21 protein-coding genes and 1 pseudogene are annotated in these 26,540 nt (G+C 68.4%); 10 read left to right on the top strand and 12 right to left on the bottom strand.

The annotated features are described in order from the left end of the window. Window positions 1-159 precede the first annotated feature (159 nt). The 6 genes from FBY28_RS04175 to FBY28_RS04150 all read left to right on the top strand — a co-directional run bounded on the left by FBY28_RS04175 (window position 160) and on the right by FBY28_RS04150 (window position 9,672). On the top strand, window positions 160-1,554 hold the full coding sequence (locus FBY28_RS04175; protein WP_141864508.1) for a WS/DGAT/MGAT family O-acyltransferase: 1,395 nt from the start codon (window positions 160-162) through the stop codon (window positions 1,552-1,554). A 48-nt stretch (window positions 1,555-1,602) separates the two neighbouring features. After that, a complete protein-coding gene (locus FBY28_RS04170) occupies window positions 1,603-3,114 on the top strand; it encodes an alpha/beta hydrolase (protein ID WP_286177733.1) in 1,512 nt (503 codons plus the stop codon). Window positions 3,115-3,198: 84 nt separating this feature from the next. Further along, the gene (locus tag FBY28_RS04165) at window positions 3,199-4,665 is read left to right on the top strand and encodes an alpha/beta hydrolase (protein WP_216847492.1); all 1,467 of its coding nucleotides are present in this window, start codon (window positions 3,199-3,201) and stop codon (window positions 4,663-4,665) included. A 71-nt stretch (window positions 4,666-4,736) separates the two neighbouring features. Next, the gene (locus tag FBY28_RS04160; protein ID WP_141864504.1) at window positions 4,737-6,074 is read left to right on the top strand and encodes a glutamine synthetase family protein; all 1,338 of its coding nucleotides are present in this window, start codon (window positions 4,737-4,739) and stop codon (window positions 6,072-6,074) included. 9 nt (window positions 6,075-6,083) lie between these two features. Then, window positions 6,084-9,044, top strand: a complete 2,961-nt coding sequence (locus FBY28_RS04155; protein ID WP_141864501.1) for a bifunctional [glutamine synthetase] adenylyltransferase/[glutamine synthetase]-adenylyl-L-tyrosine phosphorylase — start codon at window positions 6,084-6,086, stop codon at window positions 9,042-9,044. A 1-nt stretch (window position 9,045) separates the two neighbouring features. After that, window positions 9,046-9,672 carry a PaaI family thioesterase gene (locus FBY28_RS04150; protein WP_141864498.1) on the top strand — a complete coding sequence of 209 codons (627 nt, stop codon included), beginning with the start codon at window positions 9,046-9,048 and terminating at the stop codon, window positions 9,670-9,672. Here the strand turns inward: FBY28_RS04150 and FBY28_RS04145 are convergent. The 4 genes from FBY28_RS04145 to glnA form a co-directional block, all read right to left on the bottom strand. Continuing rightward, window positions 9,669-10,100, bottom strand: a complete 432-nt coding sequence (locus FBY28_RS04145; protein ID WP_141864496.1) for a DoxX family protein — start codon at window positions 10,098-10,100, stop codon at window positions 9,669-9,671. The genes FBY28_RS04150 and FBY28_RS04145 overlap by 4 nt on opposite strands. A gap of 34 nt (window positions 10,101-10,134) precedes the next feature. Next, window positions 10,135-10,560, bottom strand: a complete 426-nt coding sequence (locus FBY28_RS04140) for a DoxX family protein (protein WP_141864494.1) — start codon at window positions 10,558-10,560, stop codon at window positions 10,135-10,137. Window positions 10,561-10,571: 11 nt separating this feature from the next. Then, complete coding sequence (locus FBY28_RS04135) at window positions 10,572-11,270, bottom strand: HEAT repeat domain-containing protein (protein ID WP_141864491.1); 699 nt, start codon at window positions 11,268-11,270, stop codon at window positions 10,572-10,574. A 106-nt stretch (window positions 11,271-11,376) separates the two neighbouring features. Further along, window positions 11,377-12,813, bottom strand: coding sequence for a type I glutamate--ammonia ligase (gene glnA, locus FBY28_RS04130; RefSeq protein WP_141864489.1), 1,437 nt, complete (start codon window positions 12,811-12,813; stop codon window positions 11,377-11,379). 126 nt (window positions 12,814-12,939) lie between these two features. Between glnA and FBY28_RS04125 the strand changes: the two genes are divergently transcribed. Then, window positions 12,940-13,422, top strand: coding sequence for an RDD family protein (locus tag FBY28_RS04125; protein WP_141864487.1), 483 nt, complete (start codon window positions 12,940-12,942; stop codon window positions 13,420-13,422). A 5-nt stretch (window positions 13,423-13,427) separates the two neighbouring features. On the opposite strand, the gene FBY28_RS04120 is transcribed toward FBY28_RS04125, so the two are convergent. The 6 genes and pseudogenes from FBY28_RS04120 to sucB all read right to left on the bottom strand — a co-directional run bounded on the left by FBY28_RS04120 (window position 13,428) and on the right by sucB (window position 20,418). Then, the gene (locus FBY28_RS04120) at window positions 13,428-15,248 is read right to left on the bottom strand and encodes an amidohydrolase (protein WP_174241538.1); all 1,821 of its coding nucleotides are present in this window, start codon (window positions 15,246-15,248) and stop codon (window positions 13,428-13,430) included. 124 nt (window positions 15,249-15,372) lie between these two features. Beyond that, window positions 15,373-16,125 carry a DUF4191 domain-containing protein gene (locus FBY28_RS04115; protein ID WP_019512398.1) on the bottom strand — a complete coding sequence of 251 codons (753 nt, stop codon included), beginning with the start codon at window positions 16,123-16,125 and terminating at the stop codon, window positions 15,373-15,375. A gap of 42 nt (window positions 16,126-16,167) precedes the next feature. Next, window positions 16,168-17,073 (bottom strand): annotated as a pseudogene (gene lipA, locus FBY28_RS04110) (lipoyl synthase); the annotation flags it as partial. Further along, window positions 17,070-17,687, bottom strand: a complete 618-nt coding sequence (gene lipB, locus FBY28_RS04105) for a lipoyl(octanoyl) transferase LipB (protein ID WP_524912039.1) — start codon at window positions 17,685-17,687, stop codon at window positions 17,070-17,072. The pseudogene lipA and the gene lipB, both read right to left, overlap by 4 nt. A gap of 64 nt (window positions 17,688-17,751) precedes the next feature. After that, window positions 17,752-18,663 carry a TIGR01777 family oxidoreductase gene (locus FBY28_RS04100; protein ID WP_141864481.1) on the bottom strand — a complete coding sequence of 304 codons (912 nt, stop codon included), beginning with the start codon at window positions 18,661-18,663 and terminating at the stop codon, window positions 17,752-17,754. A gap of 3 nt (window positions 18,664-18,666) precedes the next feature. Then, the gene (gene sucB / locus FBY28_RS04095) at window positions 18,667-20,418 is read right to left on the bottom strand and encodes a 2-oxoglutarate dehydrogenase, E2 component, dihydrolipoamide succinyltransferase (RefSeq protein ID WP_141864478.1); all 1,752 of its coding nucleotides are present in this window, start codon (window positions 20,416-20,418) and stop codon (window positions 18,667-18,669) included. Window positions 20,419-20,478: 60 nt separating this feature from the next. Here sucB and FBY28_RS04090 point away from each other — a divergent pair, with 60 nt between their 5' ends. After that, entirely contained in the window at window positions 20,479-20,919 is a 441-nt protein-coding gene (locus FBY28_RS04090; RefSeq protein ID WP_286177728.1) for an oxidoreductase, read from the top strand. A 2-nt stretch (window positions 20,920-20,921) separates the two neighbouring features. Beyond that, window positions 20,922-22,697 (top strand): SDR family oxidoreductase, encoded by a 1,776-nt coding sequence (locus FBY28_RS04085; protein WP_141864476.1) that lies wholly within the window; start codon window positions 20,922-20,924, stop codon window positions 22,695-22,697. An 84-nt stretch (window positions 22,698-22,781) separates the two neighbouring features. Here the strand turns inward: FBY28_RS04085 and FBY28_RS04080 are convergent, their stop codons facing one another. Both FBY28_RS04080 and FBY28_RS04075 read right to left on the bottom strand, forming a co-directional pair. Then, on the bottom strand, window positions 22,782-24,305 hold the full coding sequence (locus FBY28_RS04080) for a leucyl aminopeptidase (protein WP_141864473.1): 1,524 nt from the start codon (window positions 24,303-24,305) through the stop codon (window positions 22,782-22,784). A gap of 10 nt (window positions 24,306-24,315) precedes the next feature. Next, window positions 24,316-25,398: an adenylate/guanylate cyclase domain-containing protein gene (locus tag FBY28_RS04075; RefSeq protein ID WP_141864471.1), complete on the bottom strand. Its 1,083-nt coding sequence runs from the start codon at window positions 25,396-25,398 to the stop codon at window positions 24,316-24,318. 43 nt (window positions 25,399-25,441) lie between these two features. Between FBY28_RS04075 and gcvT the strand changes: the two genes are divergently transcribed. After that, on the top strand, window positions 25,442-26,539 hold the full coding sequence (gene gcvT, locus FBY28_RS04070) for a glycine cleavage system aminomethyltransferase GcvT (RefSeq protein WP_141864469.1): 1,098 nt from the start codon (window positions 25,442-25,444) through the stop codon (window positions 26,537-26,539). Window position 26,540 lies beyond the last annotated feature (1 nt).

The following is a 26,540-nucleotide window of genomic DNA, read 5'->3' as shown; positions in this document are numbered from 1 at the left end:
TTTGTCCTTCGATGTGGGTTGTCGGGTAGTCCTCGAGGCCCATTCGGGTCCCCGGGTCTTCTGACGCCGACAAGTCTGCCACCTTCGGGTCTATCGGGAGAACAGCGTCGTCGAGTGGATTTGCTCACACCGGTCACCGGCAGCCCTACCATCGGCAGCATGCAACGACTCAGTGGGCTCGATGCCAGCTTCCTCTATCTGGAGACGGCAGCCCAGCCGTTGCACGTCTGTTCCATCCTCGAGCTGGACACCTCCACGATGCCCGGCGGCTACACCTTCGACCGGTTGCGCGACGAACTCGCCATGCGGGTCAAGGCGATGCCCGAGTTCCGGGAGAAGCTCGCCGACAGCCGTCTCAACCTCGACCATCCGGTGTGGGTCGAGGACCCCGATTTCGACGTGCTGCGCCACCTACACCGGATCGGCCTGCCCGCGCCCGGCGGCCGCGCGGAGCTGTCGGAGATCTGCGGTCACATCGCCTCCCTGCCGCTGGACCGCAGCCGTCCGCTGTGGGAGATGTGGGTCATCGAGAACGTCGCGGGCACCGACGCGCACTCCGGCGGGCGGCTGGCACTGTTGACCAAGGTGCACCACGCCGCGGTCGACGGTGTCACCGGCGCCAACCTGATGTCGACGTTGTGCACCACCGAGCCCGATGCCCCGCCGCCGGACCCGGTGGACGGCCCCGGCTCGGCGACCGAGCTGGAGATCGCGATCAATGGTGCCTTTCGGTTCGTCACCCGGCCGTTGAAGCTGATGAATGTGCTGCCGTCGACCGTGTCCACTGTCGTCGACACCGCGCGTCGGGCCACCAAGGGGTTGACCATGGCGGCCCCGTTCGCCGCGCCCAAGACCCCGTTCAATGCGAATGTCACCGGACACCGCAACATTTCGTTCGCCGAGTTGGACCTCGCCGATATCAAGACCGTCAAGGACCGCTTCGGGGTGAAGGTCAACGACGTGGTGATGGCCCTGGTCGCCGGGGTCCTGCGCCGGTACCTGCTCGACCGTGACGAGCTGCCGGAGTCCTCGCTGGTGGCCATGATCCCGGTATCGGTGCACGACAGGTCCGATCGGCCCGGCCGCAATCAGGTCTCGGGCATGTTCTCCTCGCTGCACACCAACATCGCTGATCCGGTCGAGCGCCTCAGGGCCATCGCCGAGGCGAATTCGGTGGCCAAGCAACACAGCTCGGCCATCGGGGCCACCCTGCTGCAGGACTGGACGCAGTTCGCGGCCCCGGCGGTGTTCGGCATCGCCATGCGCGTGTACGCCCGCAGCAAGCTCTCGGCCGCCGCGCCGGTGCACAACCTGGTGGTCTCCAATGTGCCGGGACCGCAGGTCCCGCTGTACCTGCTGGGCTGCGAGGTGAACGCGATGTACCCGCTGGGCCCGATCTTCCACGGCTCGGGGCTCAACATCACCGTGATGTCGCTGCGCGGCAAGCTCGACGTCGGCATCGTCTCCTGCCCTGAACTGCTGCCCGACCTGTGGGAGATGGCCGACGATTTCACCGTGGAGTTGGGGGACCTGCTCGCCGCGGCGCGCGCCTGACCTCGCCCTCACCTGCTGTGATGTCGGCGCATGGCAGCATGGTCAGCCATGAACCTCACGCGCGGGATTCTCGCGGCCTCGATGACACTGCTGCTGGTATCCGGATGCAGCAACGCCATCGAGGGTCGCGCCGTGCTGTCCGCGCCGCGGCCCGGCACCCCCGTGCAGTGGGCGCCGTGCGAGGCGGGTGCGGGGGAGTCGCAGATCCCCACCGGTGCCGAATGCGGGCTGCTGTCCGTGCCGGTCGACTACGACAAGCCCGACGGTGACGTCGCCCAGATCGCGATGATGCGGATCAAGGCCACCGGCACCAAGATCGGCACCCTGTTCATCAATCCCGGCGGCCCCGGCGAGTCGGGCGTCAAGGCGGCCGCCTCGCTGGTGAGTAGCCTGCCCCAGCCGGTGCGGGAACGCTTCGACCTGGTCGGCTTCGACCCGCGCGGGGTGGGCGCGTCCCGGCCGGCGCTGTGGTGCAACTCCGATGAGGACAACGACCGCCAACGTGCGGACCCCACGGTCGAGTACGACGACGAGGGCGTGGCACATATCGAGGCCGAGACCAAGGCCTTCGTGGACCGCTGCGTGGACAAGATGGGCGAAGAGTTCCTCGCCAATATCGGAACCCAAAGTGTGGCAAAGGATCTCGATGCCATGCGACAGGCTGTCGGTGACGAGAAGCTGACCTACCTCGGGTACTCCTACGGCACCAGGATCGGAGCCACCTACGCCGAGCTGTTCGGTGGAGACAAGGTGCGCGCGATGATCCTCGACGGCGCGGTCGATCCCAACGCCGATCAGCTGGAGGCCGATCTGCGTCAGGCCAAGGCCTTCCAGACCGCATTCGACGACTACGCCGCCGACTGTGCCAAGGATCCGGACTGCCCGCTGGGCACCGATCCGGCCAAGGCCACCGAGGTGTACAAATCGTTGGTCGATCCACTGGTCGACACACCGGCACGGACCCGCGATCCGCGCGGGCTCGGGTACAGCGATGCGGTGGTCGGCACCATCCTGCCGCTGTACTCGCCCAGCCTGTGGCGCCATCTGACCGATGCGTTGACCGAGCTGCGCGCGGGCCGTGGAGACACCATGCTCGCGCTCTCCGACCTCTACATGGGTCGAGACGCCGACGGCCACTACAACAATTCGACCGACGTGCGGGTCGCCGTCAACTGCGTCGACGAACCCCCGATCACCGATCGCGATGTCGTCATCGAACAGGACCGCAAGTCCCGCGAGGTCGCACCGTTCCTGAGCTACGGCGAGTTCACCGGTAACGCGCCGATGGGAACCTGCGCGTTCTGGCCGGTGCCGCCCACCTCGGAGCAGCACGAATTGCGGGTGCAGAACATGCCGCCCACCCTGGTGGTGTCGACCACCAACGACCCGGCGACGCCGTACCAGGCCGGCGTCGACCTGGCCCGCCAGCTCGGCGGAACGCTGTTGACCTACGAGGGCACCCAGCACACCGTGGTGTTCCAGGGCGACCGGTGCGTCGACGACATCTCCAGCAAGTACCTTGTCGACCTCCAGGTCCCGCCACCCGGCACCCGCTGCTGACCGGCGGCCGACAGGTCACGGCTGCGTCACCGTCTGGTCTCCGCGGCGGTGCGCAGCCGAGCGGGCGCGCCGACCCGTGCGAGCATGGCCCGCATGTGGCTGGCGGGCAGGCTTTTCGCGATGCTGCTGGCCCCACTGCTGCTGGCCGGCGTGCTCGTCGTGCCGGCGCAGGCCGCCGTCTCGTGGGGCGGCTGCGCACAGCTGCTGGGTGACCGGCCGGTCATCGCCACCGCGCAGTGCGGCACCGTCGCCGTCGACGGGGCGCAGCTTGCGGTCATCCGGGTACCCGCATCGGGGGAGCGGATCGGGATCCTGATGGTCAATCCCGGTGGTCCCGGTGCCTCGGCGGTGGACACCGTCGCCGATATGGGGACGGCCCTGGCGGACACCGAGATCGGCAGGCGTTTCGATCTCGTCGGCTTCGATCCGCGCGGAATCGGTTATTCCACACCGCAGCTGCGCTGCCGCACCGACGCCGATATCGACGCCTACCGGCGCGAGCCGATGGTCGATTACAGCCCGACCGGGATCGCGCACATCGAAGAGGTCTACCGCTGGTTCGGTCAACGCTGTCTCGACCAGCTGGGGGCGCCGTTCCTCGCCGGTCTTGGCACCGATACCGCCGCCGACGACATGGACACCGTCCGCGCCGCCCTCGGTGAGGAGCAACTGAGCTACCTCGGCTTCTCCTATGGCACCGCGCTCGGTACCGCATACGCCGAGCGCTACCCGGATCGGGTGCGCGCCATGGTGCTCGACGGTGCGCTGGACCCGACGGTGGGTCCGATCGAGCGGAACGTCGCCCAGCTGGCCGGTTTCCAGGGTGTCTTCGACGAGTACGCCGCCGACTGTGCCCGCTCGCCGGCCTGCCCGCTGGGCACCGACCCCGCCGCCTTCGTCAGCCGCTACCACGCGCTGATCGACCCGCTGGTCCAGCGGCCGGGCGCCACCTCCGACCCGCGCGGGCTGAGTTACTCCGACGCGATCACCGGCACCGCCAATGCGCTCTATTCGAAGCGGTACTGGCCGTATCTGACCAGCGGTCTGCTGGGACTGGCCCACGGCACCGATGCCGGCGACCTGCTGATGCTCGCCGACAACTACTTGGGCCGCGATGCGAATGGTCGCTACAGCAGCCAGCAGGACGCCTTCACCGCGATCCGCTGTGCCGATTCCCGCTTCTCGACGGACCCCGCCGTGTGGGTGGACGCCGACCGGCGCACCCGGGAGGCCGCACCCTTCCTGGAGTACGGCAGCTTCACCGGGTACGCGCCGCGCGATATCTGCGCGCTGTGGCCGGTGTTCTCCACCCGCGAGCCGCACCCGGCCGTCTCGCCGGGGCCGGGCAAGGTCATCGTCGTGTCCACCACGCGTGATCCGGCGACCCCGTACCAGGCCGGGGTGAACCTGGCCGCCCAGCTGCAGGCGCCGTTGGTGACCTTCGAGGGCAGCCAGCACACGGTGGTGTTCAACGGCGACGCCTGCGTCGACACCTCGGTGCTGGCCTTCCTGACCGATCTGACCCCGCCGCCGGCCGGGTTGCGGTGCTGAAACGGCCGATTCGTCGCCACCGGACTCGGCCGCGTAACACAGATTTAACAGCCGGTACCTAGGCTTCGCCTATGGACCGCCAGAAGGAATTCGTGCTGCGCACGCTGGAGGAACGCGATATCCGTTTCGTCCGGTTGTGGTTCACCGACGTGCTCGGGTACCTCAAGTCGGTGGCGATCGCGCCCGCCGAACTCGAGGGCGCCTTCGAGGAGGGCATCGGCTTCGACGGCTCCTCGATCGAGGGCTTCGCCAGGGTGTCGGAGGCCGATATGGTCGCCCGCCCCGATCCGTCCACCTTCCAGGTGCTGCCGTGGTCGGACAGCGCCGGCAGGCATCACTCGGCGCGGATGTTCTGCGATATCACCATGCCCGACGGTTCCCCGTCGTGGGCGGATTCGCGGCACGTGCTGCGCCGCCAGCTCGCCAAGGCCAGTGATCTCGGCTTCTCCTGCTATGTGCACCCGGAGATCGAGTTCTTCCTGCTCAAGCCGGGTAACGACGAAGCACCGCCGGTACCGGCCGACAACGGCGGCTATTTCGATCAGGCCGTGCACGACTCGGCCCCCAACTTCCGCCGGCACGCCATCGATGCCCTCGAGCAGATGGGCATCTCGGTTGAATTCAGCCACCACGAGGGTGCGCCCGGCCAGCAGGAGATCGACCTGCGGTATGCCGATGCGCTTTCCATGGCCGATAACGTGATGACGTTCCGCTATCTGGTCAAAGAGGTCGCCCTCAGCGATGGTGTGCGGGCCTCCTTCATGCCCAAGCCGTTCTCCGAGCATCCCGGTTCGGCGATGCACACCCATATGAGCCTGTTCGAGGGCGACACCAACGCCTTCCACAGCCCCGACGACCCGCTGCAGCTCTCCGATGTCGCCAAGTCGTTCATCGCGGGAATCCTTGAGCACGCCAGCGAGATCAGTGCCGTCACCAACCAGTGGGTGAACTCCTACAAGCGGCTGGTGCACGGCGGCGAGGCGCCGACCGCGGCGTCGTGGGGTGCGGCCAACCGCTCGGCGCTGGTGCGGGTGCCGATGTACACCCCGCGCAAGGCGTCGTCGCGGCGCATCGAGGTGCGCAGCCCGGACTCGGCCTGCAACCCGTACCTGACGTACGCGGTGCTGCTGGCCGCCGGCCTGCGTGGTGTCGAGAAGAACTACGTGCTCGGTCCGCAGGCCGAGGACAATGTGTGGAGCCTGACGCCCGAGGAACGGCGCGCCATGGGCTACAAGGAGCTGCCGGGCAGCCTCGGCGTGGCGCTGCAGGAGATGGAGAGCTCCGAGCTGGTGGCGGAAGCCTTGGGGGAGCACGTGTTCGACTACTTCCTGCGCAATAAGCGCACGGAGTGGGAGGACTACCGCAGCACCGTCACCCCGTTCGAGCTGAAGAACTACCTGTCGCTGTAGCTTGGGGGGGTGTCCAAACCCGTCACACAGCGTCCCAAGCTGCCCGGTGTCGGGCGCCTGGGCCTGGTCGAGCTGACCGCCCGGGCGGACCTGGACCGGCTCGGCTGGAACACCGACGACCATGTCGAGTTGTTGTGGTCGCTCTCGCGCGCGCCCGATGCCGATGCCGCGCTGCGCACGATGGTGCGTCTCGCCGATGCCCTGGACAGCGACTGGGACGAGCTGAACGCCGCGCTGCTGACCGACAAGTCGCTGCGCGGGCGATTGTTCGCCGTCCTCGGCGGTTCGCTCGCCCTCGGTGATCACCTTGTCGCGCGCCCGCAGTCCTGGCGGCTGTTGGCGGGTGTGGTGCGCCTGCCGGACCGCGATGCGTTGGTCGAGCAGTTCGTCGCCGCCGCGCATGAGGTCACCGACACCCGACTGGCCAGCCTGCCGTTGCAGACGCTCTACCGCGACCGGCTGACGGTGCTGGCCGGTCTGGACCTGGCTCCGACCGTGGAGAACGAGCCGGTGCTGCAGTTCAGCACGGTCGGCGAGCAGCTGTCCGATCTCGCCGACGCCGCACTGGCCGCGGCGCTGGTGATCGCGGTAAGGACCGTGTGCGACGACCCTGAGAAGGCGCCGGTCATCTCGGTCATCGCGATGGGCAAATGCGGTGCGCGCGAACTGAACTACGTCAGCGACGTGGACGTCATCTTCGTCGTGGAGAACGCCGACGCGATCACCACCCGGGTCGCCGGTGAGATGATGCGGTTCGCCGGGGACACCTTCTTCGAGGTCGACGCGGCGCTGCGTCCGGAAGGCAAACAGGGCCAGCTGGTGCGGACGCTGGAATCGCATGTCGCCTACTACGAACGGTGGGCCAAGACCTGGGAATTCCAGGCGCTGCTCAAGGCCCGCCCGGCCGCCGGGGACCCCGAGCTGGGCGCGCGCTATATCGAGGCGCTGATGCCGATGGTCTGGACCGCCTGCGAGCGTGAGGATTTCGTCCCCGATGTGCAGGCCATGCGTCGCCGCGTCGTCGAGCTGGTACCGGCCGGTGTGCGTGACCGCGAACTCAAACTGGGCACCGGCGGCCTGCGCGATGTCGAATTCGCGGTGCAGCTGCTGCAACTGGTGCACGGCCGCACCGATGACACGCTGCACGTCGCGTCCACCGTCGATGCGCTGGCCGCACTGGGTAGCGGCGGGTACGTCGGCCGCGACGATGCCGCCAATCTGACTGCCTCCTACGAGTTCCTGCGGCTGCTCGAGCATCGGCTGCAGTTGCAGCGGCTCAAGCGCACACACATGTTGCCCGAAACCGATGACGAGGAGGCGCTGCGCTGGCTGGCGCGCGCGGCCCATGTCCGGCCCGACGGCCGGCATGACGCCCTCGGCGTGCTGCGCAACGAGCTCAAACGGCAGAGCCACCGCGTGTCACGGTTGCATGCCAAGCTGTTCTATCAGCCGCTGTTGGAGTCGGTCGGTAAGCCCGGCATCCAGGACGTGATGTCCACCGAGTCGGCCGAACGGCAGCTGGCCGCACTGGGTTACGAGGGTCCGAGCAGTGCGTTGACCCACCTTGCCGCGCTGACGGGTGAGGGCGGCCGCCGCGGGCGGGTGCAGCAGGTGTTGTTGCCGACGCTGCTGGACTGGTTGTCCGACACCCCCGACCCCGACGCGGGGCTGTTGGCCTACCGGCGCATCAGCGAGGAGCTCGGTGATCTGCGCTGGTATCTGTCCACGCTGCGTGACGAGGGGGCGGTCGCCAAACGCCTGATGCGGGTGCTGGGCACCTCGGCGTATGTCCCCGACCTGTTGATGCGCGCCCCGGAGGTTATCCAGCTCTACGCCGACGGGCCCTCGGGTCCCAAACTCCTTGACGCCGACCCGGATACGGTCGGTCGGGCGCTGGTCGCCTCGGCCGCACGGTACCAGGATCCGGCCCGCGCGATCGCCGCGGCACGCACCCTGCGCCGTCGTGAGCTGGCGCGGGTCGCCTCGGCCGATCTGTTGGGCATGCTCGAGGTCACCGATGTGTGCCGGGCGCTGACCTCCATCTGGGTGGCGGTGCTGCAAGCCGCGCTCGATGTGGTGATCCGGGACAAGACCCCCGCCGGGGGAGCGCCCGCGCGCATCGCGGTGATCGGGATGGGCCGCCTCGGCGGCGGTGAACTCGGGTACGGCTCCGATGCCGATGTCATGTTCGTCTGCGAGCCCGACAACGGCGCCGAGGAGTCGGTCGCGGTCAAGTGGTCGGTGACGATCGCCGAACAGGTGCGCGCCCTGCTCGGAACCCCCAGTGCCGACCCGCCGTTGGAGGTCGACACTGGTCTGCGGCCGGAGGGCCGCAACGGTCCGCTGGTGCGCACGCTGGCCTCCTACGAGGCGTACTACTCCCAGTGGGCGCAGCCGTGGGAGATCCAGGCGCTGCTGCGGGCACACCGGGTGGCCGGTGATCTGGAGCTGGGGGAGCGGTTCCTGCATCTCGTCGACAAGACCCGATATCCGGCGGGCGGGGTGTCGGCCGAGGCGGTCCAGGAGATCCGCCGGGTCAAGGCACGCGTGGATGCCGAGCGGTTGCCGCGCGGTGCTGATCCCAACACCCACACCAAGTTGGGCCGTGGTGGATTGGCCGATATCGAATGGACCGTCCAGCTGCTGCAGCTGCGCTACGCCCACGAGATACCGGCGCTGCACAACACCTCGACATTGGCGACGTTGGATGCCATCGGCGCGGCGGAGTTGCTCGCCGAGGGGGATGTCGCGCAACTGCGGGAGGCCTGGCTGACGGCCACCCGGGCCCGCAACGCGCTGGTGCTGGTGCGCGGCAAGGCGACCGATCAGTTGCCGGGCCCTGGCCGGCAACTGAACGCGGTGGCGGCGGCAGCGGGATGGCCGGGTGGCGACGGCGGCGAGTTCCTCGACAACTACCTGCGCGTCACCCGACGCGCGAAAAACGTGGTGCGCAACGTGTTCGGAGCCTGAGATGCAGCCCTTCCCCGAGATCACCGCCGACGAGCATGACCGTCAGCGGGACCTCTACGGTCCGCTCACGGCGGCGATCCGCCGGCTCGTCGCCGCCGGCATCCGCACCGGTGCCGACGCCGATACGGTGCGCGCCGCGCAGTCGGCGATCGAGGCGGCGGCCGAGGCGCTGGAGGGCCGCCAACACGATGCGCCGCGCACCATGCGCCATGCCGAGACCGGGCGGCCGGTCACCTGGGCCGACCCGGCGATCGGTCTGCGCAATGCCATCGCGCCGCCGCTGGACATCGAGCACGGTGACGACGGCCGGTGCTGGTCGGAGTTCAGTCTCGGGTCGCCGTATGAGGGCCCGCCGGGGCGGGTGCACGGCGGGATCTGTGCCCTGGTGCTCGATCACATCCTGGGCGAGGTGGCCAGCGAGGGTCTGGTGAAACCGAGGTTCACCGGGACCCTGACACTGCGATACCGACGGGGCACACCGCTGGGCCGGCTGCGGGCGGAAGCCTGGGTGGACCGCATCGACGGCGTGAAAGCCTTTGCCCGCGGGCACATTCTGGATGCCGACGGTCCCACGGTGGAAGCCGAGGGCATCTTCGTCATGCCGGCCTGGGCGCGCCCAGCGGTCTAGCTGGCGACCGTGCCGCGCTTTTTGCCGATGACGCTGTCCAACGCGATCGAGCCGCCGCCGATGAATACCAGCAGCAAGAATGCAAAGCAGTACAGGACGGTGACCTCGCCGCCGTTGTCGATCGGCCACAGTGCCGTGGGCTGATGCGCGGTGAAGTAGGCGTAGGCCATTTCGCCGGAGGCGACGAAGGCCGCGATCCGGGTGAACAGTCCGGTCAGGATCAGCAGGCCAAGGACGAGCTCGATCACCCCTGCATACCAGTAGGGCCAGGTGCCCACGGGCACGGTGCCGCTCTCCATGGCGGTGGGAAAGCCGAAGAGCTTCTGCGTGCCGTGCACGGTGAACAGCAGTCCGAACACGATTCGGAATGCCGACAGTGCCAGCGGGGTGAACGGGGCGAGCTTGGATTCCAGACCTGTGGATGACATGGATCCGATAATAGGACCGTGGTCCGTTTTGGATCTAGTCCACCGGCGTGCGACTTCTCACTCGGTCGAGGGAATACGCGCCGCCCCCGGTGAACACGAACAGCAGGAAGACGAAGCAGAACAGGATGGCGTCCAGGCCGCCGTTACCACCGTATTCGGGGCTGACGATCGGCCACAGCGCCAGCGGCTGGTGCTGCCAGAAGTAGGCCACCGCCATCGATCCCGACGCGATGAACGCCGCGCCTCGGGTGAACAGACCGGCCATGATGAGCACACCGGCGATCAGCTCGATCAGCCCGGCGTACCAGACCGGCCACGACCAGAGCGGCATCTCCATCGCGATGGGCCACCCGAATATCTTCGAGGTGCCGAACAGGGTGAACAGGAACCCGAAGACGACCCGGACCAGACTCAGCACCGCAGGGGCCGCCGCACTGAGGCGATCGGACAGATTGATCATGTCGTCCGACCCTACCCACCGGCGGCGAGGATCCGCATGAGCCGCTTCTTCTTCAGGTTCTGCTGGATCACCCAGGACACGTCCGGATCGGTGTCGTCCAGGGACGAGAACGCCGGCAGGCCGGAGTCCGGTGCCGCGGCCACCGCGACACTCCAGCAATAGCCCAGCGTCTGACGGAGGGTGCGCAGCGCGGGGTCCCGGCGCGCGTCGGCGGGCCACCCCGCCACGACGGCTGTTGCGGTGGTGCAGGTGTCGATGGCACACGCCGCCGCGGGCTCGGTGCCCAGCAGTCTGGGCTCGCAGATCGCGGCGACTGCGGCGCGCACCACCAGGGGGTCCCTGTCACGGGCCCACCGCGCGACCAGCTTCTGCACGGTGCCGATATCGTTGTCCGCCAACAACTGCAGGCCGAGGACCACCCCCTCGCGGACCCGCCAGCGCGGGTCGGAGGCCGCGGTGTGCGCCCGCGCCCGAGCCGCGGTGTCGGTCGCGCGGGCGCCGAGCGCGACGGCACCGCACATGGCGCGGTACTCGTCGGCACTGTCGACCACGCGGTCGACATCTTCCTGATCGGCCAGCGCGCCGAAGGCCAGCGCCAGCTCGGTGTTGGCCCGTGGGCCGGGCAGCCCGGAATGTTCGTCCAGATAGCGCGGCCAACTCGTCCGCGGGAGGGCACGGAGTTCGGCGGTCCACTGCATCCGCGGAGTCATGGACCAGAGCTTAGGGGGCACCGTGGAACTTCCCCGCGAAAGCAGAAGTGCCCCAGGTCATACGACCTGGGGCACTTCTGTCTACTGTCTTGCTTCAGACGTCTGATTACACGTCGTAGTACAGGCTGAACTCGTACGGGTGAGGACGGATCTGGATCGGCATGATCTCGTTCTCCCGCTTGTAGGAGATCCAGGTCTCGATGAGATCCTCGGTGAACACGCCACCCTCGGTGAGGTATTCGTGGTCCTCTTCCAGGCGGTCGATCACCGCGGCCAGCGAGGTCGGGGCCTGCGGGATGTTGGCGGCCTCGTCCGGCGGCAGCTCGTAGAGATCCTTGTCGACCGGTGCCAGCGGCTCGATCTTCTTCTTGATGCCGTCGATACCGGCCATCAGCATGGCCGCGAACGCCAGGTACGGGTTACCCGAGCTGTCCGGGCAACGGAACTCAAGGCGCTTGGCCTTGGGGTTGTTGCCGGTGATCGGGATGCGCACACAGGCCGAGCGGTTGCGCTGGCTGTACACCAGGTTGATCGGGGCCTCGTAGCCCGGCACCAGACGCTTGTAGGAGTTCACCGTGGGGTTGGTGAACGCCAGCAGCGACGGGGCGTGGTGCAGGATGCCGCCGATGTAGTGGCGGGCCAGATCCGACAGGCCGGCGTAACCGGACTCGTCGTGGAACAACGGCTTGCCGTCCTTCCACAGCGACTGGTGGGCGTGCATACCCGAACCGTTGTCACCGAACAGCGGCTTGGGCATGAAGGTGACGGTCTTGCCGTTCTGCCACGCGGTGTTCTTGATGATGTACTTGAACAGCAGCACATCGTCGGCGGCGGCCAGCAGGGTGTCGAACTTGTAGTTGATCTCGGCCTGGCCCGCGGTGCCCACCTCGTGGTGACCGCGCTCGAGCACAAAGCCGGCGTTGGTCAGGTTGGTGGCCATCTCATCGCGCAGATCCACGTAGTGGTCGTACGGCGCGACGGGGAAGTAGCCGCCCTTGGGTCGCACCTTGTAGCCGCGGTTGGGGGAGCCGTCGGCCTCGTAGGGCTCACCGCTGTTCCACCAGCCGGACTCGGAGTCCACCTCGTAGAAGGTGCCGTTCATCTTCGAGTCGAAGCTCACCGAGTCGAAGATGTAGAACTCGGCCTCGGCACCGAAGTAACAGGTATCGGCGATACCGGTGCTGACGAGGTAGTTCTCCGCCTTGCGGGCGACGTTGCGCGGGTCGCGCGAGTAAGCCTCACGGGTGAAGGGATCGTGCACGAAGAAGCTCAGGTTCAGCGTCTTGGCTGCCCGGAACGGATCGATGCGCGCGGTGTTGGGGTCGGGCAGCAGCATCATGTCCGACTCGTGGATCGACTGGAAGCCGCGCACCGAAGAGCCGTCGAAGGCCAGTCCGTCCTCGAAGACGCTCTCGTCGAACGCCGAGGCCGGGATAGAGAAGTGCTGGACGACACCGGGCAGATCGCAGAACCGAATGTCGACGTATTCGACGTTCTCGTCCTTGATCAGCTTGAAGATGTCATCGGAGGTCTTTTCTGCCACTACGAATTCTCCTTTTCTGGTGACCCGCGCGTTGACGCTATGGACACCATGTTGCACGGTCATCAACCGTATGTTGCGTAGACGTTACGCAATGGCCCGTCGGGACCGGGAACCTATGCTTGGGGCATGGCCCGTGAGATCTCATCCTGGTTGTCCGGACCGGAGCCCTTCGATTCGGCCGCAGGTGCCCCCGGGCAGGACCGCGGCGACTATCCCGGGCACCGACTGGGATTACCGCAGCACGGATCGGGCTCGATCGCGGGTTTCGGCAGGCGTGCGGCCGCACTGCTGATCGACTGGCTGATCGCCTACGGTCTCACCGCACTGGGCATGTCCTTCGGGCTGGTCTCGCTGACCATGATGTCCACGGCGGTCCTGCTGGTGTGGTTGGTCCTGGGTGCGGTGTCGGTGCGCCTGTTCGGTTTCACCCCTGGTCAGCTCGCGCTCGGCCTGATGGTGGTGTCGGTGGACAACCGTCAGCACGTGGGACTGGGCAGGGCGGTGGTGCGCGGCCTGCTGGCCGCACTGGTGATCCCGGCCCTGTTCACCGACTCCGACCAGCGCAGCCTGCACGATCTGGCCACCAAGACCGCCGTCGTGCGGCGCTGATTCGGTCAGGCCTGGTGGCGGACCTGACCGTTCATCATCGTCATCGTCACGCCTGCGGCATGGATGTCGTGCGGGTCGATATCGAAGATGTTGCGGTCCAGCACGATCAGGTCGGCCAACTTGCCCACCTCCACCGAGCCCACCTTGTCCTCCAGCCGGATCTGATACGCGGCGCCGAGGGTGTTGGCGTGTACGGCCTGCTCGACGGTCAGCTTCTGGTCGGCTGGGGCGAGGACCTCGGCATCCGGCTTGCCCACGAGTTGACGGGTGACGCCGATCTGGATGGAGTCCAAAGGCTTGTAGGTGGAGAAGTAGCCCGCCGCGGGCCAATCGGTGCCCAGCGATATGCGCCCGCCTGAACCGAGCACCGCCTGCGGCCGATAGAGCAGATCCTTGCGCGGTGCGCCGTAGCGGGCTCCCATGTTCTCGATGGTGTCGGGATCGGCCGACATCCAGTTCGCCGAGAACTGCGCGGTGACGCCCAACTGGGCGAAACGCGGCGCGTCGGAGTCCTCGACGTAGACCAGGTGCGCGATCGTGTGGCGCCGGTCCCGGGGCGGGTTGGCCGCGATGGCGCGTTCGACGGCGTCCAGCCCCACCCGCACCGTGCGTTCACCGCAGGCGTGGATGTGCACGTCGTAACCCGCCGCGTCGACATCGTTGACCAACCGATGCCACTGCTCCTCGGTGAACGGGGACGCTCCGGTGGAGTCGGGTTTGTCGGCATAGGGCTCGATGAGCCAGGCGGTGTACCCACCCTGGGTGCCGTCGCCGACGATCTTGACCACACCGACCGTCACCAGCTCGCTGGAGACCGCATCGCGCACCGCGGTGAACTTCTCGACGGTGCCCTCGATCGGGGCGCCCCGCACCGAGTACGAGGCCGCCACCCGGAACGGCAGTTCGTTGCGTTGCTCGATATCGGTGTAGATCCGCAGGATCGCGGCTTGATCGTCACCGATGGGCGGCACCCCGGCATCGAAGACCGACGTGATACCGGCCGCCGAGGCCTTGGGCAGCCAGCCCTTCACGAGCGTGGCCATGGTGTCCGGGGAGATCGGTTCGACGGCGTCGACGAGGCCGAGCACCGCGTTGACCTCGAGGACGTACCCGGTCGGCTCACCGTTCTCGTCGCGCGCGTAGTAGCTGAAGCCCGGGATCGGATCCGGGGTGTCGCGGCTGACGCCGGCGAGCTCCAGGGCCTTGCTGTTGGCCCACAGGCTGTGCCCGTCGATGGCGAAGAAGAAGCCGGGCCGGTCGGGTAGCACCCGGTCCAGATCGGCGCGGGTGGGTCCCTGCGGGCCGAACATGTCGACGCGCCAACCGAATCCACGCACCGGGCCGGTCGGATTGGCCTTGGCGTAGGCGGCGATGGCGTCCTGGGCCTCGGCCAGCGTAGGCACCTGCAGGTCGACACCGGAGGTCAGGAACGCACCGAGGAACGGATGGGTGTGCCCCTCGACGAAACCGGGCATCAGCAGCTTGCCGCCCAGGTCGATCACCGTGGTGTCCGGGCCGGCCAGTGCCATCGCGCCGGCGTCGTCGCCGACGTAGCTGATGGTCTTCCCGGTGACCGCCACCGCCTGGGCCCACGGCGCCGGTCCTGCCACGGTATAGACCCGGCCGTTGCGGAAAACGGTGGTCGCCGGGTCACCCGGTCCGGGGCCGGGATCAGCGCCAGGGGCGGGCGCCGGTGAGGAACCCGGGGCGCAGGCGGCGAGCGTGCCGACGGCGGCGGTGGCTGCGACGATGGTTGCCGCGCGCAACACGGTGCGCCGGTTGGTCAGTGCGGAGAAGTGCGGTGCCCATTCACATGCGGTGCACATGCACCCGCCCGGCTGTCATGGGTGTATCTAAGCAACCGGGGTGCGCCGGCGACGGCAACTCGCTGAAAATCGCGGTTGCGCCGTTGTGCCCTACGTGCGACTCTGCCCTACTTGCGACTGTGCCCTACTTGCGACGGACGGTGCGCCCGACGCCGCGCATCTTGGCCTGGTTGGGCAGCGGGCCCTTGGGCATGGCGGCCGGACCGATCTTGGAGCCCAGTGCCACCAACTTCGATTCGAGCGAATCCATCTGCTTGGTCGTGATGTTGGCGGGCAGTTTGCCGAGGTGACGCTCCAACTTGGCCAGCGGCACCTCGCCCTCGCCGTTGCCCACCACGATGTCGTAGATCGGAACGTCGCCGACCAGCCGTGCGGTCTTCTTCTTCTCTTGCGCCAGAAGCGGTTTCACCCGGCTGGCCGAACCCTCGCCGACCAGGATGACACCCGGGCGGCCGATCACCCGGTGCACGGCGTCGAAGTGCCCGGTCGCCGCGACGCCGGGGGTGACGCGCCAGCGGCCACGCAGGTTGTCCAGCGCCCAGGCGGCCGCACCGGTCTGTCCCTCGGCCTTGCGGTACACCGACTTCTGGGCGCGGCGACCGAAGATGATGAAGGCCACCAGCGCACCGAGGATGATGCCCAGCGGGATCATCATGTACAAGGTGAAACCGCCGGCCAGCACGCCGAGCGCGATCGAGACACCCACGATCAGCACGAACGCGCCGATCATGTACGGCAGCAGCCGGGTGTCCTCTTTGCGCTGAATCTGGAAGGCCTGCCACAGCTGACTGCGGCGCTGCTTGGACGCAGCCTTACGGGCGGCCTTCGCCTCGGCCTTGGCAGCCTTGGTCTGGGCGGGATTACGCGATTTCGCCATTCGACAAGTTTACGATGCGCCGGAGGCTGCTCTGACCCGCGCAGCCTCGGCGTACAACTTGCCCGCCCGGTAGGACGACCGGACCAGCGGTCCGGCCAGCACACCGGTGAAACCGATGCTCTTGGCGTAGTCGGAATGCTCGACGAATTCCTCGGGCCGCACCCAGCGCTCGACCGGATGGTGGCGCGGTGAGGGCCGCAGGTACTGGGTGATGGTGACGATATCGCAGCCCGCTTCGTGAAGATCGACCAGCGCGGTGCGCACCTCCTCGGGGGTCTCGCCCATGCCGAGGATGAGGTTGCTCTTGGTCACCAGCCCGAAATCACGGGCGGCGGTGATGACGTCGAGGCTGCGCTGGTATCGGAAGGCGGGTCGGATGCGCTTGAAGATGCGCGGCACCGTCTCGACATTGTGGGCGAACACCTCGGGGCGGGACTCGAACACCTCGGCGAGCTGTTCGGGTATCGCGTTGAAATCCGGGGCGAGCAGCTCGACACCGGTGTTCGGGTTGAGCTGGTGGATCTGACGGACGGTCTCGGCGTAGAGCCAGGCGCCGCCGTCGGGCAGGTCGTCGCGGGCCACCCCGGTGACCGTCGAATAGCGCAGACCCATGGCCTGGACGCTCTCGGCGACGCGGCGCGGTTCGTCGCGGTCGAGCTCGGCGGGCTTACCGGTGTCGATCTGGCAGAAATCGCAGCGCCGGGTGCACTGTTCGCCACCGATGAGGAAGGTGGCCTCGCGGTCCTCCCAGCATTCGTAGATGTTGGGGCAGCCGGCCTCTTCACACACGGTGTGCAGACCCTCGCGCTTCACCAGGCTCTTGAGTTCGGTGTACTCCGGGCCGGTGCGCAGTTTGGTCTTGATCCACGGCGGTTTGCGCTCGATGGGAGTTTCGGCATTGCGCACCTCAAGGCGCAGTAACTTACGGCCTTCAGGGACGACACTCACGACGTCGATGCTACGCGGATCTGTCCGTCCAAAGCACCCGAGACGGCCTCTGCCACCGCGTCGGTGACATCTTTCACTCGCACATGCCTGCCCAGTTCGGCGGTCAGTGAGGTGACCCCGGCATCGGCGATCCCGCAGGGGATGATCCCACCGAACGCGCCGAGGTCGCAGTCGCAGTTGAGCGCGAAGCCGTGCTGGGTGACCCCGCGGGCCACCCGGATGCCGATGGCGCCGATCTTGCGCGCGGGACCCGCAGGCCCGGCGGGCACCCAGACTCCCGACCGCCCGTCGACCCGCGTCGTGTGCAGACCGAGGTCGGTGCACACCGTGATGAGCGCCTCCTCAAGGCGCCGAACGAAATTCACCACATCGAGTGGTTCGGCCAGTCCGATGATCGGATACCCGACGAGCTGGCCGGGTCCGTGCCAGGTGATCTTGCCGCCGCGGTCGGTATCGACGACGGGCGTGCCGTCCACCGGCCGCTCGTGCTCCAAGGTGCGCTTGCCCGCGGTGTAGACCGGCGGGTGTTCGAGCAGCAGCAGGGTGTCCGGGCCGCCGGCCACCCGCGCGTCGGCGATCTCCCGCTGCAGCTGCCAGGCCTGCACGTAGTCCATGCTGCCCAGCACGCGCACCTGCAGCGGTGCGGCGGAGGAACGGATGGAGGTCACCCGAGAGACGTTACGCCGGTGGGACACCGGCGGTCACATAGCTCAGCGCGGCACCGACGGTGTTGTGGTGGAAGACGAAACCGGCGCGCTCCAGCGCCGCGGGGATGGCCCGCTGACCGGCCAGCAGACCCTCGTCGGCGAACTCCCCGAGGGCTGCACGTAGCGCGAAGCCGGGGACGATCATCGGGGTGGGGCGGTTGAGGGCCCTGCCGAGCGCGGCGGTGAACTCGCCGTTGGTCACCGGCGCCGGACCGGTGAGGTTGACCGGGCCCGCCAGCTGCTCATCGGTCAGCGCGAAGCGGATCGCCCGGATCTCGTCCTCCAGGCTGATCCACGGGAAGTACTGCCGCCCGTTGCCGAGGCGGGCGCCGAGGCCGAGACCGAAGATGGGGCGTAACCGGTTGAGCATGCCACCGGCGGGGGAGAGCACAAGCCCCGTGCGCAGCAGCACAACCCTGGCGCCGGCGTCCTCGGCGACCGCGGTCGAGGCCTCCCAGTCCGCGCAGAGCTGGGCCAGGAACCCCGCGCCACACGGTGCGGTCTCGTCGACCACTCGGCCCCGGGTGTCCCCGTAGTAGCCGACCGCGCTGGCGTTGACCAGCAGCGGGACGCCCGCATCGGCCACGGCCGCGGCGAGCACCTCGGTCGGGCCGATCCGGCTGTCCCGCAGGCTCTGCTTGAACGAGCCCGACCAGCGTTTGTCGCCGACTCCGACACCGCACAGGTTGACCACCGCATCGACGCCGACCAAGGCGTCGATGTCGAGCTGGCCGGTGGCGGGATTCCAGAACACCTCGTCGGGACCCGATGGTGAGGTGCGCACCAGGCGCAGCACCCGGTGATCGGAGGTGCGCAGCGCGGTCGTCAGGGCTGAACCGATCAGCCCCGACGACCCCGCGACAGCGATGACCTGCCCGGCCACCGGTTACAGCCCCAGATCGGCCTCGAACGCGCCTTCTTCGAGCCGGCGCTTGACCGTGGTCAGGAAGCGGCCGGCGTCGGCACCGTCGATGAGGCGGTGATCGTAGGTGAGCGGCAGGTAGGCCACCGACCGCACACCGATCGACTCGTTGCCGAACTCGTCGGAGATGACGCGCGGGCGCTTGACGATCGCACCGGTGCCCAGCATCGCCGCCTGCGGCGGGACCAGGATCGGGGTGTCGAACAGCGCGCCCTGGCTGCCGATGTTGGTGATGGTGAAGGTGCCGCCGGACAGCTCGTCGGGCTTGAGGTTGCCCGACCTGGCGCGCGCGGCGATATCGGCGATGGCCCTGGCCAGGCCGCCGAGGGAGAGATCACCGGCGTTGTGGACGACGGGGGAGAGCAGACCCTGCTCGGTGTCCACCGCGAAACCGAGGTGCTCGGCGTCGTAGTAGGTGATCTCCTTGGTGTCCTCGTTGTAGCTGGCGTTGATGTTCGGGTGCGCCTTGAGGGCGTCGACGACGGCGACCGCGAAGAACGGCAGGAACGTCAGGTTGACGCCCTCGCGCTCCGAGAAGCTCTTCTTCGCCTTGGCGCGCAGCGCCACGATCTTGGTCAGGTCGACCTCGTGCACCTGGGTCAGCTGCGCGGTGGTCTGCAGGGACTCGCGGGTCTTCTTCGCGGTGATCTGCCGGATACGGTTCGCCTTCTGCGTGCTGCCCCGCAGATGTGCCAGCGACGGGGCCGGGGCGGCCTCCTTCTTCTGGCCGGCCGCCGGCGCGGCGGCCCCCTTGTCCTGACCGGCCGCGGGTGCCTGCGGTGCCTTTGCCGCCTCCGCGGCCGCGAGCACATCCTGCTTGCGGATGCGCCCGCCCACGCCGGTGCCCTTCACCGAGGACAGGTCGACGTTGTTCTCGGCGGCCAGCTTGCGCACCAGCGGTGTGACGTACGGATTGGCATCGGACTCGCTGCCCGCCGCGGCCGGGGCGGCTGCCTTGGGAGCGGGGGCGGACTCGGCCTTGGGCTCCGGCTTCGGCTCGGGCTTGGGTTCCGGCTTGGCCTCTTGCTTGGGCTCGGGCTTGGGTTCGGGCTTGGGCTCTTCCTTCGGCTCGGGCTCGGCGGCAGCCTCGGCACCGGCGTCACCGATCTTGGCCAGCTCGCCGCCCACGGCGACCACATCGTCCTCTTCGGCACTGATCGACAGCAGGGTGCCCGCGACCGGTGACGGGATCTCGGTATCGACCTTGTCGGTGGACACCTCGACCAGCGCCTCGTCGACGGCGACCTCGTCGCCGACCTTCTTCAGCCAGCGGGTGACGGTGCCCTCGGTGACCGACTCGCCCAGCTCGGGCATCTTCACCGACGTCGCGTCACCGCCGCCGGACACCGCCGGCTTGGCAGGCTTGGCTTGTTCCGGTGCGGACTCTTCGGGCTCGGCTTCCTCGGCGGCGGGCTCGGGTTCGGCCTCCGGCTCGGCTTCCTCGGCGGGGGTCGAGTCACCGGTCGGGGCGGACTCGCCCTCCTCGCCGATCAGGGCGAGGTCGCCACCGACCTCGACGACATCGTCCTCGGCCGCGATGATCTTGGTGAGCACGCCGGCGGCCGGTGACGGGATCTCGGTGTCGACCTTGTCAGTGGAAACCTCGAGCAGTGGCTCGTCGACGGCGACGGTGTCGCCCTCTTGCTTGAGCCATCGTGTGACGGTCCCCTCTGTGACGCTCTCACCGAGTGCGGGCATCTGGACTGAGATTGCCATGGGTTTTGACTCCTCGAAAGTCATCGTCACGTGTCGAATGCGGTGCCCTTCCATCCTGTCATGTCCGCCGGTCGCGGTCGTCGCGGACCGCCGACTCGATGCTCTGGCACCATCGAATCAAGGGTCGGAGAGGAGAATCCGCAGTTGGGACTGTTGGACAAGTGGCGGCGGCCGCGCGGTGGCTCGCGGGGCCTGGCCCGTAAACAGGCATCGGCCGACCTGGAGTATCTGCGTCATTGGGTCGCGACACACACCGGAGTCGAGGCATTCGTCGAACCTCAGACCACGGTCACCGAGGTCACCGTGGTGCTGGTGGCCGTCGACGGCGAATGGACGCGCAGGCGTACCGGTGGGGAGGCCGGAGCCAAACGGCTCAGCAGGCAACTCGACATCCCGGTCTACGACGTCCAGAAGGTCGGCTATCCGCAGCGGATGCGCGACTACGATGCCCGACGCCGGATCGAACGCGACCGGGAACGCCGCCGTGAACTAGAGGGGTAGCCATGTCAGCAGTCGCCGAACGGTTCGTCACCAGCGCCGACGGGACACGCATCGCCGTCTACGAGGAAAGCGGCACCGCCGGGCAGGCCGCCCCCACCATCGTCCTGGTGCACGGTTGGCCCGACTCACACGTGCTGTGGGACGGTGTGGCGCCGCTGCTGACCGGACGATTCCGGGTGGTGCGCTATGACAACCGCGGTGTCGGCAATTCCGACGTGCCCAGCGACACCGCCGCCTACACCATGGCCCGCTTCGCCGACGATTTCGCCGCGGTGGCCGCCGCCGTCAGCCCGCAACACCCGGTGCACGTGCTGGCCCACGATTGGGGCTCGGTCGGGGTATGGGAGTACCTGGGCAGGCCCAACGCGTCATCGGTGGTGGCGTCGTTCACCTCGGTGTCCGGACCCAGCGCGCGGCATCTGAACCGCTATATCAAGGACGGGCTGCGCAGGCCGTACCTGCCGCGCCGGTTCGCCCGCGGGGCCGCCCAGCTGGCCCGGTTGTCCTATATGGGTGCGTTCTCGGTGCCGGTGCTGGCCCCGGCGGCCGTGCGGTGGGCGTTCTCCCGTGGCGCCATGGACCGCCGCCTGCGGCGCGACGGTGTCGACCCGCACGACATCCATCACTCCCCGGCGCTGGCCGCCGACGCCGCCCGCAGCATGAAGGTCTACCGGGCCAACTACTTCCGCACGCTGCGTCAGCCGCGCGCCGAGCACGGCGTGCACGTGCCGGTCCAGGTGATCGTCAACCGGCGCGACCCCTATGTGCGGCCCTATGCCTATGACGACATCGCGAAATGGGTGCCGCAGCTGTGGCGCCGCGATCTGCACGCCGGGCACTGGGCGCCGATGTCACATCCGGCCCAGCTGGCCGCCGCCGTCGGTGAGTTGGTCGACCATCTGCAGGGCGCACCGGCGGCGCGCACGCTGGCCAGGGCGAAGGTCGGTGTCTCCCGGCCGCCGTTCGGTGACCAGCTGGTGTCGATCACCGGAGCAGGCAGCGGTATCGGGCGCGCCACCGCGCTGGCCTTCGCCGAACGCGGCGCCGAGATCGTCGTCAGCGATATCGACGAGGACGCGGCCGCCGAGACCGCCGCGCAGATCGGTGCCGCGGGCGGGACCGCGCACGCCTACCGGCTGGACGTCGCCGACGCCGACGCCGTGGAACGCTTCGCCGAGCAGGTGTGTGACACCCACGGTGTGCCCGACATCGTGGTCAACAACGCCGGGGTGGGGCATGCCGGGTTCTTCCTGGACACCCCGGCCGCGAACTTCGACCGCGTCATGGACATCAACTTCGGCGGAGTGGTCAACTGCTGCCGGGCCTTTGCCGCGCGGATGGTCGATCGCGGCCTGGGCGGTCACGTGGTCAATGTCGCCTCGATGGCCGCATACGCCCCGACCCAGTCGATGAACGCCTACGCCACCAGCAAGGCCGCGGTGTTCATGTTCTCCGACTGTCTACGCGCAGAACTGGATTCGGCGGGCATCGGCCTGACCACGGTGTGCCCCGGCGTGATCGACACCAACATCGTGAGCACCACACAGTTCGACATGCCGTCGGCCGGCGATTCCGCAGTGGAGGCGATGCGGGCCCAGATCGTCAAGGGATTCAAACTGCGTCGCTACGGACCGGAGAAGGTCGCCAAGGCCATCGTAGCGGCGGTGCAGAACAACACCCCGGTGCGGCCGGTGACCCCCGAGGCCTATCTGGTCTACGGTGCGGCACATGCGTTACCGCAGGTGATGCGCAGCACCGCGCGCGTCAAGCTCGGCTGAGCCGCGGCGGCAGACCCGCGAGTGGCCACTTGTGACACGGCTTCTCGTGAAAAGCGTGCGATAACTGGCCACTCGGCGGGTGAATCAGCCGTTGGCCGCGATGTCCTCCAGGACCGCGAACATGGTCCGGGTCGGTACCCCCGTGCCGCCCTTGGGGGTGTAACCCCACGGCCCGCCGGTGTTGTAGGCCGGCGCGGCGATATCGATATGCGCCCACTCGACACCCTCGGCGACGAACTCCCGCAGGTACACCCCGGCCACCAGCATCCCGGCGTAGCGCGATGAGCTGACATTGGCCAGGTCTGCCACCTGGGACTTCAGGTCGTCCTTGAGTTCCTCGGGCAACGGCATGGCCCAGCCGTTCTCGCCGACGGCCTGCGACAGCTCGGCGACCCGGTCGCGGAAGTCCTCGCTCCCCATCACCCCCGGGGTGCGCGCACCCAGCGCCACCGTCTGGGCGCCGGTCAGGGTGGACGTCTCGATCAGGTAGTCGGGGTCGTCCTCGCAGGCCCGCACGATCGCGTCGGCGAGCACCAGTCGTCCCTCGGCGTCGGTGTTGAGCACCTCGACGGTGGTCCCGCCGTACTGGGTCAGCACATCGCCGGGGCGCTGCGCGGTCGCCGAGGGCATGTTCTCGGCCATCGGGACGTAGGCGATGACGTCGATGGGCAGCTTCTGCTTGGCGGCCAGCACGACGGTGGCGACCACGGCCGCCGCCCCACCCATATCGGAGGTCATGTGGTGCATGTTGGCCGCCGGCTTGATCGAGATGCCGCCGGTGTCGAAGGTGATGCCCTTCCCGACCAGCGCAACCTTCTTGGCGCGCCGGCCGCCACCGGAGTGGGCGAGGCGCACCAGGCGCGGTGGCCGCGACGATCCCTTGCCGACACCGATGATGCCGCCGTAGCCGCCCTTGGTCAGTGCCTTGTCGTCCAGGACCTCTACGGTCAAACCGACCGCCTGCCCCAAAGCCTGTGCCTGCTTGGCGAATTCGGCGGGGTAGAGATGGCTCGGCGGGGTGTTGACGAAATCTCGGGCGGTGGCCACCGAGGACGCGATGTCCACGGCGCGCTGCACCTGCGCCTTGGTGGCGGCCTTGGTGTCGGCGGCCAGCGCCACGATCTTGGTCAGGCCCTTGTCCTTGGGTGCGGTCTTGTCGCTGCGGAAATCGGTGAACCGGTAGGCGCCGAGGATCAGCCCCTCGACGCATGCCTCCAGATCGAGTGCGGCCAGCGCGGCGACGACGGTGCCGACCTTGTCGAGGGAGCGCGCCGCGGCGCCTGCGGCGCGGCGGACAGTATCTGACGCCCACGGGGCTGAGTCATCCCGTGGTTCGCCGAGGCCCACGGTCAACACGCTGGCCACCGGTAGGCCGGCGATGACGAGCCGGTGCAGCTGTCCTTCGCCGCCGGTGGCGTTCAGTGCCGACAGGGCGGACTCGATGGCCGTCGCGGCGTCGGCGCCGAGGTGGGTCTGGTCCTCGGCCACCGTGGGACCGTCCTCGCCGGCGACCACAGCGACCAGCAGGACGGCGTCGGAGACACCCCTGCCGGGCAGGGACGAGCTGACGGTGACGGTGGGGGCCTGGTATCCGGGTGCGCTGCTCACCCGGACAACCCTAATCAGGAATCAGCGGGTACGCGGTGACCGGCTCGGCGAAGCCCTTCAGGGTCAGCGCGGCCGGCGCGCTCACCGCGACACCGGGCAGCAGCTCGTGCAGCGTCGCCGACACCAGGATCTGCCCGGGTTCGGCGGCGGCCACCAGCCGGGCCGCCCGATTCACCGGACTGCCGAAGTAATCGCCGCCGGTGGCCAGCACGGTGCCGAAATCCAGCCCGGCGCGGATCGGCAGTCCGGCCTCGGCGGCTCTGGGGTGACCGACCAGGCCGACGGCAACCGCAACGAGCTGGGTGGGGCTCGGGGCCACCCACATGACCTCGTCACCGATGAACTTGACCAACCGGGCGCCCGCAGCATGGATGAGATCGGCTGCGGCACCGCTGAATTCGTTGAGAAGTGCGGCCAGCTCCAGCGTTTCCAGGGTCTGGGTCAGCGCAGTGAACCCGGAAAGGTCGGCGAATCCCACACCGCACACCACGGTCGCGGAGTCCTCGTGTGCCACCAGCTCCAGGTAGCGGCGGGTGTTCTGCAGGTGATGCCGGTGCACGGCATCGATCAACGCACCCAGGCGCGGCACGAACGCCGAGGCCTCGCGGTAGGCGCGGGCGGTGACGAGTTCGTCGTGGGATTGCTCGATCTGGATCGCCGGGCTGGCATGGCGGATGGTGGACGCGACCGCCTCCGACAACCGGGCCAACACCGAGCCGATGACCCGCAGCAGCCCGGTGGCCGGCTCGTCACCCAACGCCCGCCGCATCTCCGCCCACAGCGCCAGGCCGTCCACATCGGGCCCGCTGAGCACGATCTCGTCGGGCCCGGCGACGGTGAGCCCGAGCGCGGCCCAGGCGTGTTCGACCTCGGTGACCGTCATGCCCAGCGCCGCGGCGGCGGTGCGCACGCTGTGTACCGGCGGGCCGGACAGTTGCACGGCATCCCCGGCCAGGCCGAACAACCGGCCGCGCCGCTCGGCGTCGATCATCTCTTCGGCGGTGAAGCCGAGACCGTCGAGGTATTCGATGAGCGGCGCCCGCTCACGCGCATCGGGAATCCCGCCGGCGACCAGCGCGTCGAAATCCACCACCGGGCAAGTGTGCCAGCAGGGGATGCCGCACTAGGGTGAGTTCGTGAGTGATGACCTGCTGCACGGCCCGCTGGAAGAACAACACCGCGCCCTGGGCGCCAGCTTCGCCGAGTTCGGCGGCTGGCTGATGCCGGTGTCCTACGCGGGCACCGTCGCCGAACACACCGCCACCCGGGAGACCGTCGGTCTGTTCGACGTCAGCCACCTCGGCAAGGCTCTGGTGAAGGGTCCGGGGGCGGCCGCCTACGTCAACAGCGCATTCACCAACGACCTGGAGCGGATCGGCCCCGGCAAGGCGCAGTACACGTTGTGCTGCAACGACTCCGGAGGAGTGATCGACGATCTGATCGCCTATTACGTCGCCGAGGACGAGATCTTCCTGGTGCCCAATGCCGCCAACACCGCGGCGGTGGTCGCCGAGTTGCAGCGTCACGCACCGGACGGACTGACCATCACCGATGAGCACCGTTCCTACGCGGTGCTCGCGGTGCAGGGGCCGAAATCGGCCGAGATCGTCGGCGGGTTGGGGCTGCCCACCTCGATGGACTACATGGGTTACGCCGACGCCGAATACGACGGTGTGCCGGTGCGGGTGTGCCGCACCGGCTACACCGGTGAACAGGGTTTCGAGCTGCTGCCCGAATGGGAGCGCGCTCACATCGTCTTCGACGCACTCGCCACGGCCGTTCAGGCCGCAGGCGGGCAACCGGCCGGACTGGGTGCCCGCGACACCCTGCGCACCGAGATGGGCTACCCGCTGCACGGGCACGAACTGTCGCTGGACATATCGCCGCTGCAGGCCCGCACCGGTTGGGCCGTCGGGTGGAAGAAGGAAGCGTTCTGGGGCCGCGATGCGCTGCTGGCCGAGAAGCAGGCCGGGCCCACCCGCACCCTGCGCGGACTGAAGGCGCTGGGACGCGGCGTGCTGCGCGCGGATCTGACCGTCCTCGACGGTGAGACGGTGGTGGGCACGACGACATCGGGGACGTTCTCGCCGTCGCTGAAGGTCGGTATCGCGCTGGCGCTCATCGACACCGCGGCCGGTATCGAGGACGGTCAGACCGTCACCGTCGACGTCCGCGGCCGGGCGCTGGAGTGTGAGGTCCTCAAGCCGCCGTTCGTTTCCGCGCGCACCCGATAGC

Origin of the sequence: Arthrobacter sp. SLBN-53 (assembly GCF_006715585.1) — a bacterium.
GTDB lineage: Bacteria > Actinomycetota > Actinomycetes > Mycobacteriales > Mycobacteriaceae > Mycobacterium > Mycobacterium neoaurum_A.
Note: the sequence above shows the minus strand (reverse complement) of the source record. Positions and strands in the feature narration are given on the sequence as shown.